The organism is Amycolatopsis acidiphila, assembly GCF_021391495.1.
GTDB classification, from domain to species: Bacteria; Actinomycetota; Actinomycetes; order Mycobacteriales; family Pseudonocardiaceae; genus Amycolatopsis_E; species Amycolatopsis_E acidiphila.
Genome location: NZ_CP090063.1, coordinates 3370515 through 3385320 on the forward strand (window position 1 = coordinate 3370515; position 14806 = coordinate 3385320).

The 14806-nt window shown below is 72.6% G+C and carries 12 protein-coding genes and 1 pseudogene; 7 read left to right on the plus strand and 6 right to left on the minus strand.

Annotated features, from left to right (window positions below):
* Window positions 1–42 precede the first annotated feature (42 nt).
* On the plus strand, window positions 43–684 hold the full coding sequence (locus LWP59_RS16345) for a TetR/AcrR family transcriptional regulator (RefSeq protein WP_229857469.1): 642 nt from the start codon (window positions 43–45) through the stop codon (window positions 682–684).
* A gap of 843 nt (window positions 685–1527) precedes the next feature.
* On the opposite strand, the gene LWP59_RS16355 is transcribed toward LWP59_RS16345, so the two are convergent.
* The 3 genes from LWP59_RS16355 to LWP59_RS16365 form a co-directional block, all read right to left on the minus strand.
* Window positions 1528–3906: an acetyl-CoA acetyltransferase gene (locus LWP59_RS16355; RefSeq protein ID WP_144645459.1), complete on the minus strand. Its 2379-nt coding sequence runs from the start codon at window positions 3904–3906 to the stop codon at window positions 1528–1530.
* Window positions 3907–5025 (minus strand): MBL fold metallo-hydrolase, encoded by a 1119-nt coding sequence (locus tag LWP59_RS16360; protein ID WP_144645461.1) that lies wholly within the window; start codon window positions 5023–5025, stop codon window positions 3907–3909.
* Between the two features lie 231 nt (window positions 5026–5256).
* The gene (locus LWP59_RS16365; RefSeq protein ID WP_222425739.1) at window positions 5257–5868 is read right to left on the minus strand and encodes a PaaI family thioesterase; all 612 of its coding nucleotides are present in this window, start codon (window positions 5866–5868) and stop codon (window positions 5257–5259) included.
* Between the two features lie 102 nt (window positions 5869–5970).
* Here LWP59_RS16365 and LWP59_RS16370 point away from each other — a divergent pair, with 102 nt between their 5' ends.
* From LWP59_RS16370 to LWP59_RS16385, 3 genes and pseudogenes are all read left to right on the plus strand, one after another.
* Complete coding sequence (locus LWP59_RS16370) at window positions 5971–6282, plus strand: hypothetical protein (RefSeq protein ID WP_144645463.1); 312 nt, start codon at window positions 5971–5973, stop codon at window positions 6280–6282.
* Window positions 6283–6538: 256 nt separating this feature from the next.
* Window positions 6539–6820, plus strand: a pseudogene (locus LWP59_RS16375) (thiolase family protein); the annotation flags it as partial.
* 71 nt (window positions 6821–6891) lie between these two features.
* Window positions 6892–7983 (plus strand): acyl-CoA dehydrogenase family protein, encoded by a 1092-nt coding sequence (locus LWP59_RS16385; RefSeq protein ID WP_144645467.1) that lies wholly within the window; start codon window positions 6892–6894, stop codon window positions 7981–7983.
* Between the two features lie 216 nt (window positions 7984–8199).
* Here the strand turns inward: LWP59_RS16385 and LWP59_RS16390 are convergent, their stop codons facing one another.
* Window positions 8200–8964, minus strand: a complete 765-nt coding sequence (locus LWP59_RS16390; protein WP_222425740.1) for a FadR/GntR family transcriptional regulator — start codon at window positions 8962–8964, stop codon at window positions 8200–8202.
* Window positions 8965–9005: 41 nt separating this feature from the next.
* Entirely contained in the window at window positions 9006–9797 is a 792-nt protein-coding gene (locus tag LWP59_RS16395) for a FadR/GntR family transcriptional regulator (protein ID WP_222425741.1), read from the minus strand.
* A gap of 352 nt (window positions 9798–10149) precedes the next feature.
* Here LWP59_RS16395 and LWP59_RS16400 point away from each other — a divergent pair, with 352 nt between their 5' ends.
* The 3 genes from LWP59_RS16400 to LWP59_RS16410 are packed head-to-tail and all read left to right on the plus strand — an operon-like array spanning window position 10150 to window position 13359.
* Window positions 10150–11670 carry a class I adenylate-forming enzyme family protein gene (locus LWP59_RS16400; protein ID WP_144645468.1) on the plus strand — a complete coding sequence of 507 codons (1521 nt, stop codon included), beginning with the start codon at window positions 10150–10152 and terminating at the stop codon, window positions 11668–11670.
* A gap of 16 nt (window positions 11671–11686) precedes the next feature.
* Window positions 11687–12607: a TIGR03619 family F420-dependent LLM class oxidoreductase gene (locus tag LWP59_RS16405; RefSeq protein ID WP_222425742.1), complete on the plus strand. Its 921-nt coding sequence runs from the start codon at window positions 11687–11689 to the stop codon at window positions 12605–12607.
* Window positions 12604–13359, plus strand: coding sequence for an enoyl-CoA hydratase/isomerase family protein (locus LWP59_RS16410; RefSeq protein ID WP_144645472.1), 756 nt, complete (start codon window positions 12604–12606; stop codon window positions 13357–13359). Before LWP59_RS16405 ends, LWP59_RS16410 begins: the two co-directional genes overlap by 4 nt.
* A 146-nt stretch (window positions 13360–13505) precedes the next feature.
* On the opposite strand, the gene LWP59_RS16415 is transcribed toward LWP59_RS16410, so the two are convergent.
* A complete protein-coding gene (locus LWP59_RS16415; RefSeq protein WP_222425743.1) occupies window positions 13506–14519 on the minus strand; it encodes a DUF2889 domain-containing protein in 1014 nt (337 codons plus the stop codon).
* Window positions 14520–14806: the final 287 nt, after the last annotated feature.

Sequence of the window (14806 nt, forward strand, 5' to 3'; positions counted from 1 at the left end):
TCAGCAATGTGGTGTGATCCAGGGGTCTGGAAAGGTAGTGGCGTGACGCGAACTGCGAGTACCGCGGCCGGGCGCCCGCGCGATCCGGACGTCGACCGCCGGGTGGCGGAAGCCGCCATCGGGCTGTTCGGGGACGAGGGGTGGGCGGGGTTCAGCGTCGAGGCCGTGGCCAAGCGCGCCGGGGTCGGCAAGGCGTCGATCTACCTGCGCTGGCGGACCAAGCAGGCGCTGCTGCTGGAGGCGCTGCAACAGCACGTCAGCGGGGTCACCGCGATCGAGCCCGCCGATGTGCGCGAGGAGCTCGTCCAGCTCGCCCGGCAGCTGTTCGGGCACTACCTCGGCGACGCCGGGCGGGCGGCCTTCCGCATCGCGCTGGAGGCCGACCGCATCCCCGGGGTGGCCGAGCACTGGGCGAGCATCCGCCAGTCGCAGATCCTGGCCGCGCGGGCCATCGTCCGCCGGGCCATCGAGCGGGGCGAGCTGCCGGCCGGCACGTCGGTGACACTGCTGCTGGACACCCTCAGCGGCGCGGTGATGAACCACGTGCAGACCACCCCGCCCGAGGCACGCGCGAAGCTGGCCACCTCCGCCGGAAGCTACGCGCGCCGGCTGGTCGACTTCCTCCTCGCCAACGCCACCGCCGCGGCGTCGGAAAGCCGCGGTGGCCCGGAGAACGCCTCCTGACGGGGTATACCTGGGCGTTCGCCCGGCGGAGGCGTTCGGCTGCCTGTGCGCGGACGGCGTCACCGGACGCCGGGGGAGCGCCGCCTCCGGCTGCGACGCCAGGCTGTCCCAGTCGTCCACGGCCCACACGTGGTTGTCGTGCCAACGGAGGTTCTGCGCCTCGAAGTCGGCGTGGCCCAGCACGCACGGCAGGTCGGCGGCCAGCATCCGCTCGCGGGCCCGCTCGGCCGTGTCGCGAACATTTGCGGGCACGACGCTCTGGTCCCGTTCGTCGAGGAACCCGATCGCCGGCCACAACCCGGAATCCGTGTGGTCCCAACATACCCAGCGCGGATTCGGCAGCGGCGGCGCGACGGTCACCTCGGCCAGTTCGGCCATCCGTCGGGCGAACACCTCCGCGTAGCGCATGGCGACATCCGGTGAGTCGCCCTGCAGCAACTCACCGCCGGGCCGGAACTCCTCGGCGTGCACGGCCAGCGCACCGACGCCGACCGCGGGCGTGAGCGGGCGGGCGCACGGAAACCCCCGCTCCGCCAACCGGGCCTGTGCGGCGAGACACGGCGCGGCCCGGCCATCGTCCTGCCGCGCCTTCACCACGACGTCCCGGCCACCGGCCAACCGCAGCCCGAACACCGCCGACATCCGCCGCAGCGCGAACAGCACGCCGGCCGGCGCGTCCCCCAACTGGTCCACACACCAGGCCGGCAGCCAGTCCGGCAGCTCGTCCAACGGCACGGTGACGACTGTGCCAGGTGCGTCGTCGGCGGGGGAGGATGTCGCCGAGGTGGGGGGCGAAGCCCGGCGGGGGACTGGCACCGCCGGGCTTCGCCTGTCCTGGGGCCGTCAGCGGTTGCGCCACACCGGGCGGCGCTTCTGCGCGAACGCGGTCATGCCTTCGATCGCGTCCTCGCTGACCATCAGTTCGTCCACAGCGGACGAGGGGTGGGTGACCGCGTCGACCGTGTCGGCGATGCCCTGGGTCTCGCGCATCACCTGCAGCGACAGCCGGACCGAGGTGGGCGAGCCGTCGAGGATCTCGGCCGCGAGGGCGCGTGCCCCCTCGACCGCCTTGCCCGCTTCGGTGACCCGGTTGACCAGGCCGTAGGAGTGGGCCTCCGCGGCGGTGATGCGGCGGCCGGTCAGGATCATCTCGGTGGCGACCTTCGCCGGGACCGTGCGGGGCAGCCTGATCAGGCCACCGGCACCGGCGATGAGACCGACCTTGACCTCGGACAGCGCGAACCGGGCGGTCTCGTCGGCGACGACGAGGTGGCAGGCCAGTGCGATCTCGCAGCCGCCGCCCATGGCGAAGCCGTTCACCGCGGCGATGACGGGTTTGGGCAGCTCGCGTCGGCTGGTCAGCCCGGCGAAGCCGTTCTTGGGCACCCACATGGGTTTCCCGGCCGCGGAGTAGACGAGGTCGTTGCCCGCGGAGAACGCCTTGTCCCCGGCGCCGGTGAGGATCGCGACCCAGAGGTCGGGGTCGGCGAAGTAGGCGTCGAAGATCTCGTCGAGTTCCTCGTTGGCCTGCGGGTGCAGGCTGTTGCGCACGTCGGGCCGGTTGATGGTCACTTCCAGCAGGTGCCCGTCGCGGCGCACGAGGACGTGTTCGTAGCTGTCGCGGAACTCCGCGGGCCGGGGCGGGAACAGCTCGTTCATCCGGCTTTCGGTCGTGGTGACCCGGTTGCCGAAGCCGAACGAGCGGACGTAGACCCGGGTGCCGATGGGCTCGCCGCTGCCGAGCCGGTCCAGGATGTCCTCGTCGCCCTTGCGCGTCATTGCGAGGAAGCGGCGGTCGTCGGCCTCCAGGCGGCCGATCACCACGCCGGTGCGCTCGCCGTCCCGGCTGTGCTTGACCGTGTAGGTCTCGATCGTCGCCCAGCCGTCGGCCCGCGGCGCTTGCCCGGGGGCGGGCCAGGAATCGATCTCGGCCTGCAACTGCGCGCTGCGATCGGCGCGCCACTCGGTGGGCGTCGTCGAGTAGATGCCGACCGAGTACTTGCTCATGGTGCCGCCGTTGGCACCGACGAAGCCGAACGCGCCGGGGGTGGCGCGCATCCGCTGGACGGTCTCGGCGATGGCGTGCATCGAGTAGTTGTTGCCGGCGCCCCCGAAGAACGGCAGCCCGCCGGTGAGGGTGAGGCCACGGGGGTCGGCAGGGTCGATCCCGAGCCCTTCGCAGACGGTGGACACCGGGATCGGGAAGCAGCTGTAGAGGTCGAAGGTGGACACCTGGTCCACGCCGATCCCGGCTACTTCGAGGGCGTGCTCGGCGGCCAGCACCGTGGCGGGGCTGCGGCTGAGGTCCTGGCGGTCCATCAGGTCGCGCTCGCGCAGGTCGGCGTGCCCGTGCAGGAAGACCCACTTCTCCTCGGGCACCCCGAGCCGCCGCGCGGCCGCCACCGACATGACCAGGACGGCGGCACCCTGGTTGACCTTCTCCCTGGCGACGATGTAGCGGGTGTAGGGGTCGGCGATGGGGCGGTTGGCCTCGGTCGGCGTGACCAGCTCGGCGGCGGAGCGCTCGACGGGCGCGGAGGCGTAGGGGTTGGCGGCGGCCACCTCGGTGAACGGCGCGAACAGCTCGCCCATCGCGGTGGCGTACTCCTCGCGGGTCTGCTTCAACCGTGCCCGGCGGGCGTTCTCGAACAGGGCGTACTGGCTCGGCGCGTCGGTCAGCCCGTGTGCCACCTGCTCGCGCGAGGTCAGGCCTTTGAGCCCGTAGCCACGGTCTTCCAGGCTGCCCTCGACGTGCTCGGTGAAGTCGGGCTTGTCCTGCGCCTTGGCCAGGTGCCCCGCCGTGGAGATCGCCTCCGAGCCGAACGCCAGCGCGATCTCGGCGCCCCCGGCGGCGATGGTGGCCGACAGCTCGGTGAGCAGGTGCTGCGGGCCTTGCCCGCCGGCGACCTCCAGGATCGCCCGCGCCGGGGACGCGCCCACCCGGTTCGCCACCGACCGCGGGAAGTTGTCGGACCTGCCCAGCGGGGCGGGCGCACCAGGGGTGGAGATCTCGAACTGCCGGATGCCCGCGACGGTGTCGATCGCCGCCGCGATCGCGTCGGCGTCGGCGTCGGCGCCGGTGTCCGCGAGCGCCGCGCGCACCGCGTTCGCCGCGACGTCGACCGCGGACAGGCGCAGGTACCCGGGGTCCTCGATCCGCTCGGCGAACTGTCCGGCTCCGACGACGACCGGGGTGCGGGGGTCGATGTCTGCTGTGCTCATTCAGTGCTCCTGTGCGGGGTGACGGCTGCCGGTGCCCGTCGGCCGCACGCGGACGAGCCCGGCCTCGGTGCCGGCGGGGACCCAGGCGAGCCGGCCCGCCCGGGCGAGGTGTTCGAGGTGGGCGGCGGTTTCGGCCACCGCGCCGAACCGCATGTTCCCGATCTCCGCCCAGGGCCGCGACCACGTCAGGTGCTCGGCCACCTGCCACACGGTCGGTTCGCCGAACTCGCCGACCAGCACGAGGATCTCGGCGCAGCGCTGCTCGTGGTGCTCGCGCAGCGCGCGGGTCCGGCCGGCCAGGCCGCGGAACCGGTACTCGTGCGCGGGCAGGGCGTCGTGGTCGTCAAAGCCGCCGACCCGCTCGAGCGAGTCGAGGAACTGTCCCAGCGGCGAACCCGTGGACCCGGGGATCAGCCCGATGTTGGGCGTGATCCGGGGAAGCACGTGGTCCCCGGTGAGCAGCAGCCGCGCGTTGGTCTCTCGCAGGCACAGGTGCCCTGGCGTGTGCCCGGGGGTCCAGACCACCCGCAGCTGCCGTCCGGCCAGCGGCACCCGGTCGCCGTCGTCGAGCAGCAGGTCCGGCTCGGCCATCGGCCCGGCCGGCCGTTGCCCGTCGGTGCCCGCGACCAGCCGTGTCAGGCTCGCGATGTCCTCGTCCGGGGCGCCGGCGCGGGACAGCCAGTCCCTGACCCTGGCTGCGGCCTCGCCGCCGTCGCCCGCGGCCGGGCGCTGGCGCAGGGCGTCACGCTCGGCCGGATGCATCGCGACCCAGGCGCCGGACGCCGCGCGGAGGCGGGCGGAGAGGCCGTGGTGGTCGGGATGGACGTGGGTGGCCACGATCCCGGTCACGTCGCCCGTGTCCAGTCCCGCCTCGCCGAGCCCGCTCGTCAGCGCGTCCCAGCCCTGCTCGGTGTCCCAGCCCGGATCGACGACGACGACGCCGTCGTCACCGGGGACCAGGTAGCTGAGGGTGTAGCGCAGGGGGTTGTCGGGGATGGGCACCGGGACCGACCAGATCCCGGCAGGCAGCCGCTCGACCGGCGGAAGGGTCCGGCGTTGCCAGGCCGCCTGCTGGGCGGTGCCCAGCACTTCGATCCCGACCACTGGTTTCGCTGCCATTGCCCACCGGATTTCTAGACGTCGATCGTCTGAAATCACTTTACCGCAGGCAGTGCAGGTGGGCGCGCGAACGAGTGCTGGATCACGCGCCCACCGCGGCGCCGTGTGCGGTCATCATTTCGATCGCGCGCCGTTGCAGGTCCGCCGGCACATGCCGTAGGGAGCGAAGCCGAAACCGACGCTCATCTGGTCCCGGCCCCCGCTTCCGGGGCGCACCTTGGCATGCGAAACCTACGGCTGCCCGGGTTTCAAGGTCACGAACAGGCCCTCCGCGTCGGCGACCACCGTTTCCCCGTCGACCAGCGCGCCGGCGAGGATCCGTTTGCGGCCCTCCTCGCGTTCGAAGCGTGCCTCGACCCGCAGGCGGCTGCCGACCGGGGTGATCTTGCGGTAGTTCACGTGCAGGTAGGCCGTGCGAGCGCGCGGCCGGCCCGTGTTGGCCAACCTGCCCATCACCTCGTCGAACGCCAGCGGGATCGCGCCGCCGTGCACCGCGCCGTTGCCGCCGAGGTAGAACCGGCTGAACGTGACATGCCCGAGGACATGTTCTTCATCCCATTCCTCGATGTGCACGGGCGGTGCCATCGCCTGGCCGCGACCGGGCAGGTCGGTGCGGTGGCCGACGATCTGCGCGGCCTCGGGCACCGTGAAGGGCTCGAGCGCGGCGGCGAGCTTCTCCAGCGTCTCGGCGGTCTCGGTGACCGTTTCCGGGGGCGGGCCGGCGCCGGTCATCCGGGCCTGCAGCAGGCGCAGCGCCTCGATCATGCGGGGGAAGTCCGGCCCGCCCTGCTCGCCGGGCTCGTGGTCCCAGCCGCGGCGGTCGAGCCCCTCCGGTCCGGTCACTGTGGTCCCTCCTCTTCGTCGGGGGTGCTGCTCGTTGTCGTTCCGGGTCTGCCGAAGTAAGTTAAGATGAACTAGATCCGGAGGATACAGGAAGGTGCAGCGATGAAGCCGCGTGTCGGACAGCTCCTGGCCAGTACGGTCGACGGTACGACCGTCATCGTGGTGAAGGCTCCGGACGGTGACTTCACCGTCACCTGCGGCGGTGCCGCGATGGTCGACCCCAAGGCCAAGGACGCCGCCCCGGCGGGTGAGCCCGACCCCGCCCAGATGGACGGCAGCCAGCTCGGGAAGCGCTACGCCGACGACGAGCTCGGCCTGGAGGTGCTGGTCACCAAGGCGGGCCAGGGCACGATCGCGGTCAACGGCACGCCGCTGCCGCTCAAGGATGCGAAGCCGCTGCCGGCTTCGGACTGACGCGGGTCCCCGCCGGCCGGGCCCGTGCGACGAACTGCTCGCGCGGCCCTCGGCCGCGGGCCGCCATTCGCGAACGACGAAGCCGCGGCACTGACGAGCGCGCCGCGGCTTCGAGCTGTCGAACAGGCCGTCGCCCGTTCTCCTCGCCGGGTTGTGCTGAAGAATCTAGACAAACATCCTGACTTCTGGTCGTGACACCGCGGAAAGAGTCAAGATAAACTGCCTAAACCTGAACAGCGGGAACGAGGAGGTTCCGGTGCGCGATGCGGTGATCGTCGAGGCGGTGCGCGCCCCGGTCGGCAAGCGTGACGGCGACCTCTCGGCCGTGGCACCGGCGGATCTGTCCGCCCACGTGCTCAGGGCACTGGTCGAACGGACGGGCATCGACCCGGCAGTGGTCGACGACGTGGTCTGGGGCTGCGTGGGACAGGTCGTCGAGCAGGCGCTGGACATCGCGCGCAACGCGGTGCTCGGCGCGGTGGACGGCGGTCGCTGGCAGGACGCCTACCTCTACGCCCGCGCCTACACGATCGCCGGCGGGAGCTCGGAGATCATGCGCAACCTCATCGCCGAGCGCGGGCTCGGCCTTCCCCGGGAGCAGGTGGCGAAATGAGCGAGCTCGGGCTGAGCGCGGCCCAGCGGGATCTGGCGGGTATGGCGCGTTCCTTTCTCGCGCAGCAGACGGACCTGAACGCGCTGGTCGCCGGGACCGTGCCGGATCCACTGTGGACCGGCCCGCAGCTGCGCGCGGCCGGCGACCTCGGGCTGACCGCGCTGCTGGCCGCCGACGGCGGTGGCACGCACACCGATCTGGCGGTCGTCGTCGAGCAGCTCGGTCACACCGGCTCCGCGCTGCCGGTCGGCGCCACAGCGCTGGCGGTCGGGCTGGGTGAGGCGGCCGGGATCTCGTCGGCCGGCCTCGGCGAGTGCGCGGCGGGTCTGGGCCTGGCGGCCCTGGTCGCGGCCGAGCCCGGCGCGCCGGAGCTGTTCGGCAAGCCCTCCGGCGACGGCGGGCTGGTGCTCGCCGGGCGCGCCGGTTTCGTGCCGGCCGGTGCGGCCGCGGACTACTTCCTGGTGCTGGCCCGGACCGCCGAAGGCGGTGCCGTGCTGGCGATGCTCGACGCGGGCTTCGACGGGTTGACGATCACACAGCGCACCGTGCTGGACATCTCGCGGCGTTTTTCCTCGGTGGAACTGGAATCGGTGGTCGTCGGCGCGGGCGACTGGACGGCGGGGGAGCAGGCCGAAGCGGCGTTCGCCCTGGCTCGCGACGCGGCCGCGGTGCACGCGGCGGCCGACGCGCTCGGTGCCTCGACCCGGCTGCTGGAAATGACCTTGGAACATGTCCGCACCCGTGAGCAGTTCGGCCGCGCCGTCGGCTCCTTCCAGGCGGTCAAGCACCACTGCGCGTCGATGGCGGCCGATCTCGAGCTGAGCCGGGCGGCGGTGCTGGCCGCGATGCGGGCGCTCGACGGCGACGTGGCTGCCCGGGCCGAGGCGGTGTCGGCGGCGGCTTCGTTCGCCGGGGACGCGTGCAGCCGGGTCGCGAGTCTCGCACTGCAGCTGCACAGTGGCATGGGCTTCACCTGGGAGCAGCAGGTGCACGTGTTCCTGCGCCGGGTGAAGACCGACGAGCTGCTGGCCGGCACTCCGCGCTGGCACCGGGACAGGCTGCTGAAGGTGCTGGAGCCGGCCCGATGAGCACTCTCGGCACGGCCGCGCTGATCCTGCGGCTGCTGCTCGGGCTGCCCCTGGCCGCGCACAGGTACACGCACTGGCGGCCGGGTTCCTGACCTCGCCCGCCGCTGCCTTCGTGGTGGGCACGATGGCCGTCGCGGTGACCGGGCCGGGGCCGGCCTCGCTCGTCCACCTGATCGGGCTGGACACGGTGCTCGACGACCGGGCGAAGGAGCCGGTTCAGTAGAGCAAGTCGACGACCTGCGTCTCGTCCTCGCCGCGGAACAGGTGCGGCCGCGCGGCCTTCATGTGCCGGGTCCAGAACCGCTCCGCGCCCGCACCGTCGCGAGCCTCGACCAGCTCGGTCAGCTTCTCGTAGGCGCGCAGGGCTTTGCGGTTGTTCGCGAGGGTGTCGGCGGCGGTGTCCGGGGTCTCGTCGTAGACGCGGGCCAGCTGCCGGGTCACGATCTCCGACAGCATCCCGATCACGGCGGCGAGCGTCTTGTTGCCCGCGAGCTCCACGATCCGGCGGTGGAACCGGACGGTCTGCGCGCCGAACTCCGCCGACCCGACCAGCGCGCGGATCGACTCGAGCTCATCGGCGAGCGCCCGGCCGGCGGCCGCGTTGCCCCGCTGGGCGAGATCCCGCGCGGCGGCGGGCTCGATCACCATGCGCGCCTCGTAGAGGTCGCGGATGGTCGTGCCGGACAACGTGAGGAGCATGCCGAACTGGTCCGCCGCCGCTTCCGGCCCGGGGACCGTCACCCGGGCGCCGCCGGGCGGGCCGCGCCGGATGCTGACCAGGGAGTCGGCCTCCAGCAGCCGGAACGCCTCGCGCAGGGTGGGGCGTGAGACACCGAACTCGGCCATCAGCTGCGGTTCGGTGGGCAGCCACTCGCCGTCGCCGATCTCACCGCGCGCGATCGAACGCCGGATCCGGCCGGCGACCAGGTCCGCCATCTTCTTCGGCCGAACCAGGTTGCGGGCCTCGGCAGGTCGGGTCACGCCGGCCTCTCTTCTCGGTTCACGGGCGGGTCGGGGCGGCGTCAGTAGAGCAGGTCCACGACCTGGGTGGCCCCCTGCGTGCCGCCCTTGAGCACGTAGGGCCGGGCGGCCTTCATGTGCCTGGTCCAGAACTTCTCGGCACCTTCCCCGTCCCGCGCGTCGACCAGGTCGACCAGCCGCTCGTACGCGCGCAGCGCCCGTTTGGTGTTGGCCGCGACCTCCTCGGCGGGCTCGCGGGCGTCGGCGAAGACCTGCTCGATGTGCCGGGTGATGATCTCGTTCAGCATCCCGGTGACCGTGGCCAGCGTCCGGTTGCCGGACAGCTCGACCAGGCTCTGGTGGAAGCGCACGATCATCCGGTCGACCGACCGGCCCGCGTCCGCGGCGGCCCGGACCTCCTCCAGCAGCTCGGCCAGCTGCTTGCGGTCGGCGGCGGTGCCCCGCTCGGCGATCGCTCGCGCGGCCGCCGGTTCGATGGTCATCCGGGCCTCGTAGATGTCGGCCAGGGTGGTGCCCGACAGGGTCAGCAGCATGCCGAACTGCGCCGCGGCCGCTTCCGGCCCGGGGATCGTCACCCGGGCGCCGCCGGGCGGGCCGCGCCGGATGCTGACCAGCGAGTCGGCCTCCAGCAGCCGGAACGCCTCGCGCAGGGTGGGGCGTGAGACGCCGAACTCGGCCATCAGCTGGGGTTCGGTGGGCAGCCATTGCCCGTCGGTGACCTCGCCACGGGCGATCATCCGGCGGATCCGGCCCGCCACGATGTCCGCCATCTTCTTCGGGCGCACCGGTACGCCGTTCCCGGAGAAGACCCCGGAGGTCACGTGGCTCGTCACAGCTGGTCCTCGGCTTTCGATGGGGAGCGGTGCCGCCCCTTCGGGTAAAGCGAATGTAGATAATATACCCGGAAGTAACCCTTATCGCCCGGATGGGCGGGCCGGCGGCGCGGCGCCGGGGATCACGTGGCGACGGCCACCGAGCGGGAGCCTGGGCGCCGCCGGATGGCCGCGACGGCGGATCGCCTTCGCACAGTGCACCCGGGGTGATGAGCGCCGTCCGCCAATCAATCTAGTTCCGCTGGACCCGACCTGCGGCGAGCCGCGTGACGAACGCATCGGGCCGATTGCCTTCAGGAGGGCAAGAGTCTAGATTCATTGGTGAATCTTTCCGTTCCTGTGAGGGGCTTCGATGACGTCGCTGACGAGCCGGCTGAAGGGCCTGTGGGAGATCGATCCCGCGGCACAGGCCATCAGCTACGACGGCAGCTGGTGGACCTGGGGAGAGCTGACCACCACCGCGGACGACTGCGACGAGGTCTGGCGGGCCGCCGGTGCCGGGCAGGGCGCGCGGATCGCGATCGTGCTGGAGAACCGCCCCGAGTTCGCCGCCGCCGTCGTGGCCGTGTTGGCGTCCGGGCGCTGTCTCACCACGGTGAGCCCGTTGCAGCCGACCGAACGCATGGCCGCCGACCTCGAGCGCGTCCAGCCGCGGATCCTGGTCGCGTCACCGGCGGTGTGGGAACGGCTGTCCGACGCCGGTGTGCACACACGGGTGGGCCTGCGCGTCACGGTCCGGCCCGACGGCACGGTAACCGCCGAGGGCGGGCCGCCGGCCCCGAGGCCCGAGGTCGACGACGCCCCGGGCACCGCCGTGGAGATGCTCACCTCGGGTACGACGGGCCCGGCGAAGCGGGTGCGGCTGTCCTACCGCCAGATGGAAAGCGCTCTCAGTTCCGCGCGCTCGTACGACCGCCGCCCGGAGTCGGAGCGCAAGGCCCTGCCCCAGGGAGTGGGTATCGTCGCGAACCCGGTGGTGCACATCGGCGGGCTGTGGGGCGTGCTGCAGGCCATGTACGACCGCCGGCGGGTCGTGCTCCTCGAACGCTTCCGGGTGCAGCCGTGGGTCGAGGTGATCCGCGCCTACCGGCCGAAGCTGGGCAGCCTGACCCCGGCCGGGATCAAGATGGTGCTCGACGCGAACGTGCCGGCCGAGGACCTGTCGAGCCTGCGAGCGCTGAACTCCGGCACCGCGCCACTGGCGCCGGAACTGGCCGAGCAGTTCCACGACCGCTATGGCATCCCGGTGCTGTCGGTGTACGGCGCGACGGAGTTCTGCGGCGCCGTCGCGGGCTGGACCCTGGACCAGTTCCGCGAGTACGGCCGGAGCAAGCGCGGCAGCGTGGGACGTGCCCAGCCCGGCGTGCGGCTGCGGGTCGTGGACGACGCGGGCAACGAACTGCCGAGCGGGACCTCGGGACTGCTGCAGGTGTGCACACCGCAGGCCGAAGCCGGGCCCGGCGCCTGGACGCCGACCAGCGACCTGGCACGCATCGACGAGGACGGCTTCCTCTGGATCGAGGGCCGTGCCGACGACACGATCATCCGGGGTGGCTTCAAGGTCAGCCCGGCCACGGTGGCGAAGGTGCTGGAGAAGCACCCGGCGGTGCGGGAGGCTTCCGTCGCCGGGCGCGACGACGCGCGGCTGGGGCAGGTCCCGGTCGCCGCGGTGGAGCCCGCCGCCGGGCACCCGGCCCCGGCCGAGGACGAGCTCATCCGGCTGTGCCGCCGCGAGCTGCTGCCGTACGAGGTTCCGGTGCGGATCCTCGTGGTGGACGTGCTGCCCCGCACGCCGTCGATGAAGGTGTCCAGGGTGGATCTGCTGGAGCTGTTCGACCACCTCGACGGGGAACGGGACGAAGCAGCGGTCTGAAGAACGGAGGATGCCGGTGCGGTTCACCGTCGAACACCCGGTCGGGCAAGCGGAATGCGCGGCCGGACTGTACGGCCCGGAAGGGCTCGCCGAGTTCGCGCGCGCGGCCGAGGAGGCCGGCTTCGACGCGGTGGCCTTCACCGAACATCCCGCGCCCTCGCTGAAATGGCTGCGGGCCGGCGGGCACGCCAGCCTGGACCCGTTGGCGGCGCTGGCGTTCTGTGCGGCGGCCACCAGCCGCATCCGGCTGCTGACCTATCTGCTGGTGTTGCCCTACCGGAACCCGCTGCTGGCGGCGAAGACCATCGCGACGGTCGACCTGCTCTCCGGCGGGCGGCTGACGCTCGGGGTCGGTGGGGGCTACCTGCGTTCGGAGTTCGCCGCGCTGGGCGCGGACTTCGAGGCACGCGGGGCCCTGCTCGACGAGTCGCTCGACGTGCTGCGCGCGGTGTGGTCCGGCGAGTCGTTCGGCTTCGACGGCCGCGGTTTCACCGCGCGGGACCAGGTGAGCGTGCCGGCGCCGGTGCAGTTGCCGCACCCTCCGGTGTGGATCGGCGGCAACGGGCGCAACGCGCGGCGCCGCGCGGCCCGTGCCGCGCAGGGCTGGAGCCCGCTGCTCATCGACGAACGGTTCGCCGCGACGACACGCACCGCGGCACTGTCCACACCGGACGATCTGGCGGCGGCGGTGGCCGACCTGCGCGAGCTGACCGAGGCGCAGGGGCGGGACCCGGCGGCGCTCGACGTGCAGGTCCAGTCGAGCGAGAGCAACGTGCTCGTCGACGGCGGATCCCTGGAAGAGCACCGGAGCCAGCTGAAGGACCTGGCCGAAGCCGGGGCGACCTGGTTCGTGGTGCGGGTGCCCGCGGGCGGTCTGCCCGAGACCAAGGACGCACTCCGCCGCTACGGCCGCGAAATCATCGGAGAGCTGCGATGACCCCGGTCCTCGTGTACGACGAGGGCGACCGGCGGCTCGTCACGCTCAACCGCCCGGAGAAACGCAACGCCCTCGACGTCGAAGCCGCCGGGGCGGTTGCGGCCGCGGTGCAGGACGCGGCGGACGCCGGAGTCCGTTCGGTCATCCTCACCGGCGCGCCTCCCGCGTTCTGCGCGGGCGGGGACCTGCCGGCGCTGGCAGCGGTCGCCGAACGCGGTTCGCTGGTCGCCACCGACGCGATCTACCGTGATTTCCACGGCATCGTGCGCGCGATCCGGGACAGCCCGCTGCCCGTCATCGCGGCCGTCAACGGCGCGGCGATGGGTGCCCGCCTCGATCTCGCCCTGTGCTGCGACCTGCGGGTCGCGGCGGAGGCCGCGGTGTTCCAGAGCACGTGGGTGCGTGCGGGCCTCGTTCCCGGCATGGGCGGCGCACGCCACCTGCCGCACGTCGTCGGCTCCGCGCGGGCGGCGTCGATGCTCCTGCTGGGCCGGTCGGTGACGGCGGCCGAAGCGCTGGAATTCGGCCTGGTCAACGAGGTCGTGCCCGACGGTGAGGCGGCCGCCGCCGCGGCGCGCATCGCCGACGAGGTGGCGGCGTTGCCCACGGTCGCCGTCGCCCGTACCAAAGCGGCGCTGCGCCGGGGGATCGACGCGGACCTGGACGCCGAGCTCGCCACCCTCGGCGCCCAGCAGGGTCAGCTGTTGCTCGGCGAGGACTTCCAGAAGCTCGCCCGGCGCCTGGCGCGCTGACTCCGGCCTGCCGGCACGCGGGTCGAGGTCATCGTCGTGCGCGGAACTGTCGCACGGCTGCCGGCCGAGATGGACGCCGCCGACCGCCAGGCACCTGGGGCCGGCCGCCGAAGACTGACCACGGCGAGGTGTCGTTCGCCCGCTGGTTACGAGGCGAGCCGGAGCAGGTCGGGGACGTCGGCCAGCGCGCGGAGGGTGTCGTTGAGGTGCGTACAGGTCGAGGTGCCGGTGAAGGTCCGGCGGATGTGCCCGCGCAGCCCGGCCAGTGCCACCCCGGCGAGCCGGGTCACGCTGGCCGCGGCGGCCGGGCATTCCACCCACGGCAGGGCACGAGGGGTCGCCTCGCACGAACGCACGACACCCTCGGCCGCATCGAAGTCGAGCACCACCGTGTACTCGTGGATCACGGTCTCCAGGCCGTCTGGGCGCACGTAGGAGTCCCGGTAGAACACGTCGACACGCTCGCGGCCGGGATCGACGTCCATCAGGCGGGAGCGGCGCATCGCATGGGGCGGCAGCGGCGGCACGTCGTGCCAGGCCCACGGGTCGTCGCCGGTCAGGGGCGGCGCGGCCGGGCCGGTCACGATCGGCGCCCTGCCGGTCGCGTCGAACCCGGCCATGATCGTGCCCCCGTCGGCGAACCCGGCACACATGTCCCGCCCGTGCACGTGCTGCGAGGTGCCGCGCGGCCGGTGCCCGCCCTCGGCCTGCTTCGCCGCGCCGTAGGCCTGCCCCGAGACGAGCGTGGTGACCGGAACGTCGTCCAGCAACTGGTAGAGCAGCGCGCCGTCCTCGCCGAGTGCGGGCACGGCATCGAGCACCTTCGCCCGGAACCCGGACCCGGCACTCGTCCCGACCAGGCCGTCGAGCTCCGGATACGCGGGATCGGTCGACAGCGCGTTCAGCTCCCAGCCGCCGGTGAAGTCGACGGTCGCCGCCAGCGTGGCACGGCCCAGCTCGACCGGGGTGCCGTCGCGTTCGGTGCGCAGGTCGCGGGCGCGGCCGGCCAGCACGAGCGGGCCGTCGATGCCTACGGGCCGCAGCATGTCGGTGGTCACCGTCCGCCGGACCGATCCGCGCACGCGCGCCGGGGTCCCGGTGGTGGGCTCGTGGATCCCGTGCCGCGGGTGCAGCGGCCCGAGGAACACCGGTGCCGACAAGGCAGACCTCCTCGCTTGCATGAAAACGTCATTCTCAGTAGACGCCGCCACGGGTCCTGCTGTCAAACAAGGTGGTTCAGGACACGCTCTCCCGAGCGGCGGGAACCGCGCCGCCCTCGACCGGCTCCTGGTGGCCGGGTACCCGAACCCGCTCGGGCCCAGTAGGGTCGGGCAGGCCGCATCAGTCATGAAGAGTATAGATTCAATGGATCTGGTGCGTGCGCTCCTCCTGGTTTCGTGGAGCCGGCTTTCCCGTGTGCCGCAGCTGAAGCAGGCGGCCGCGGCGG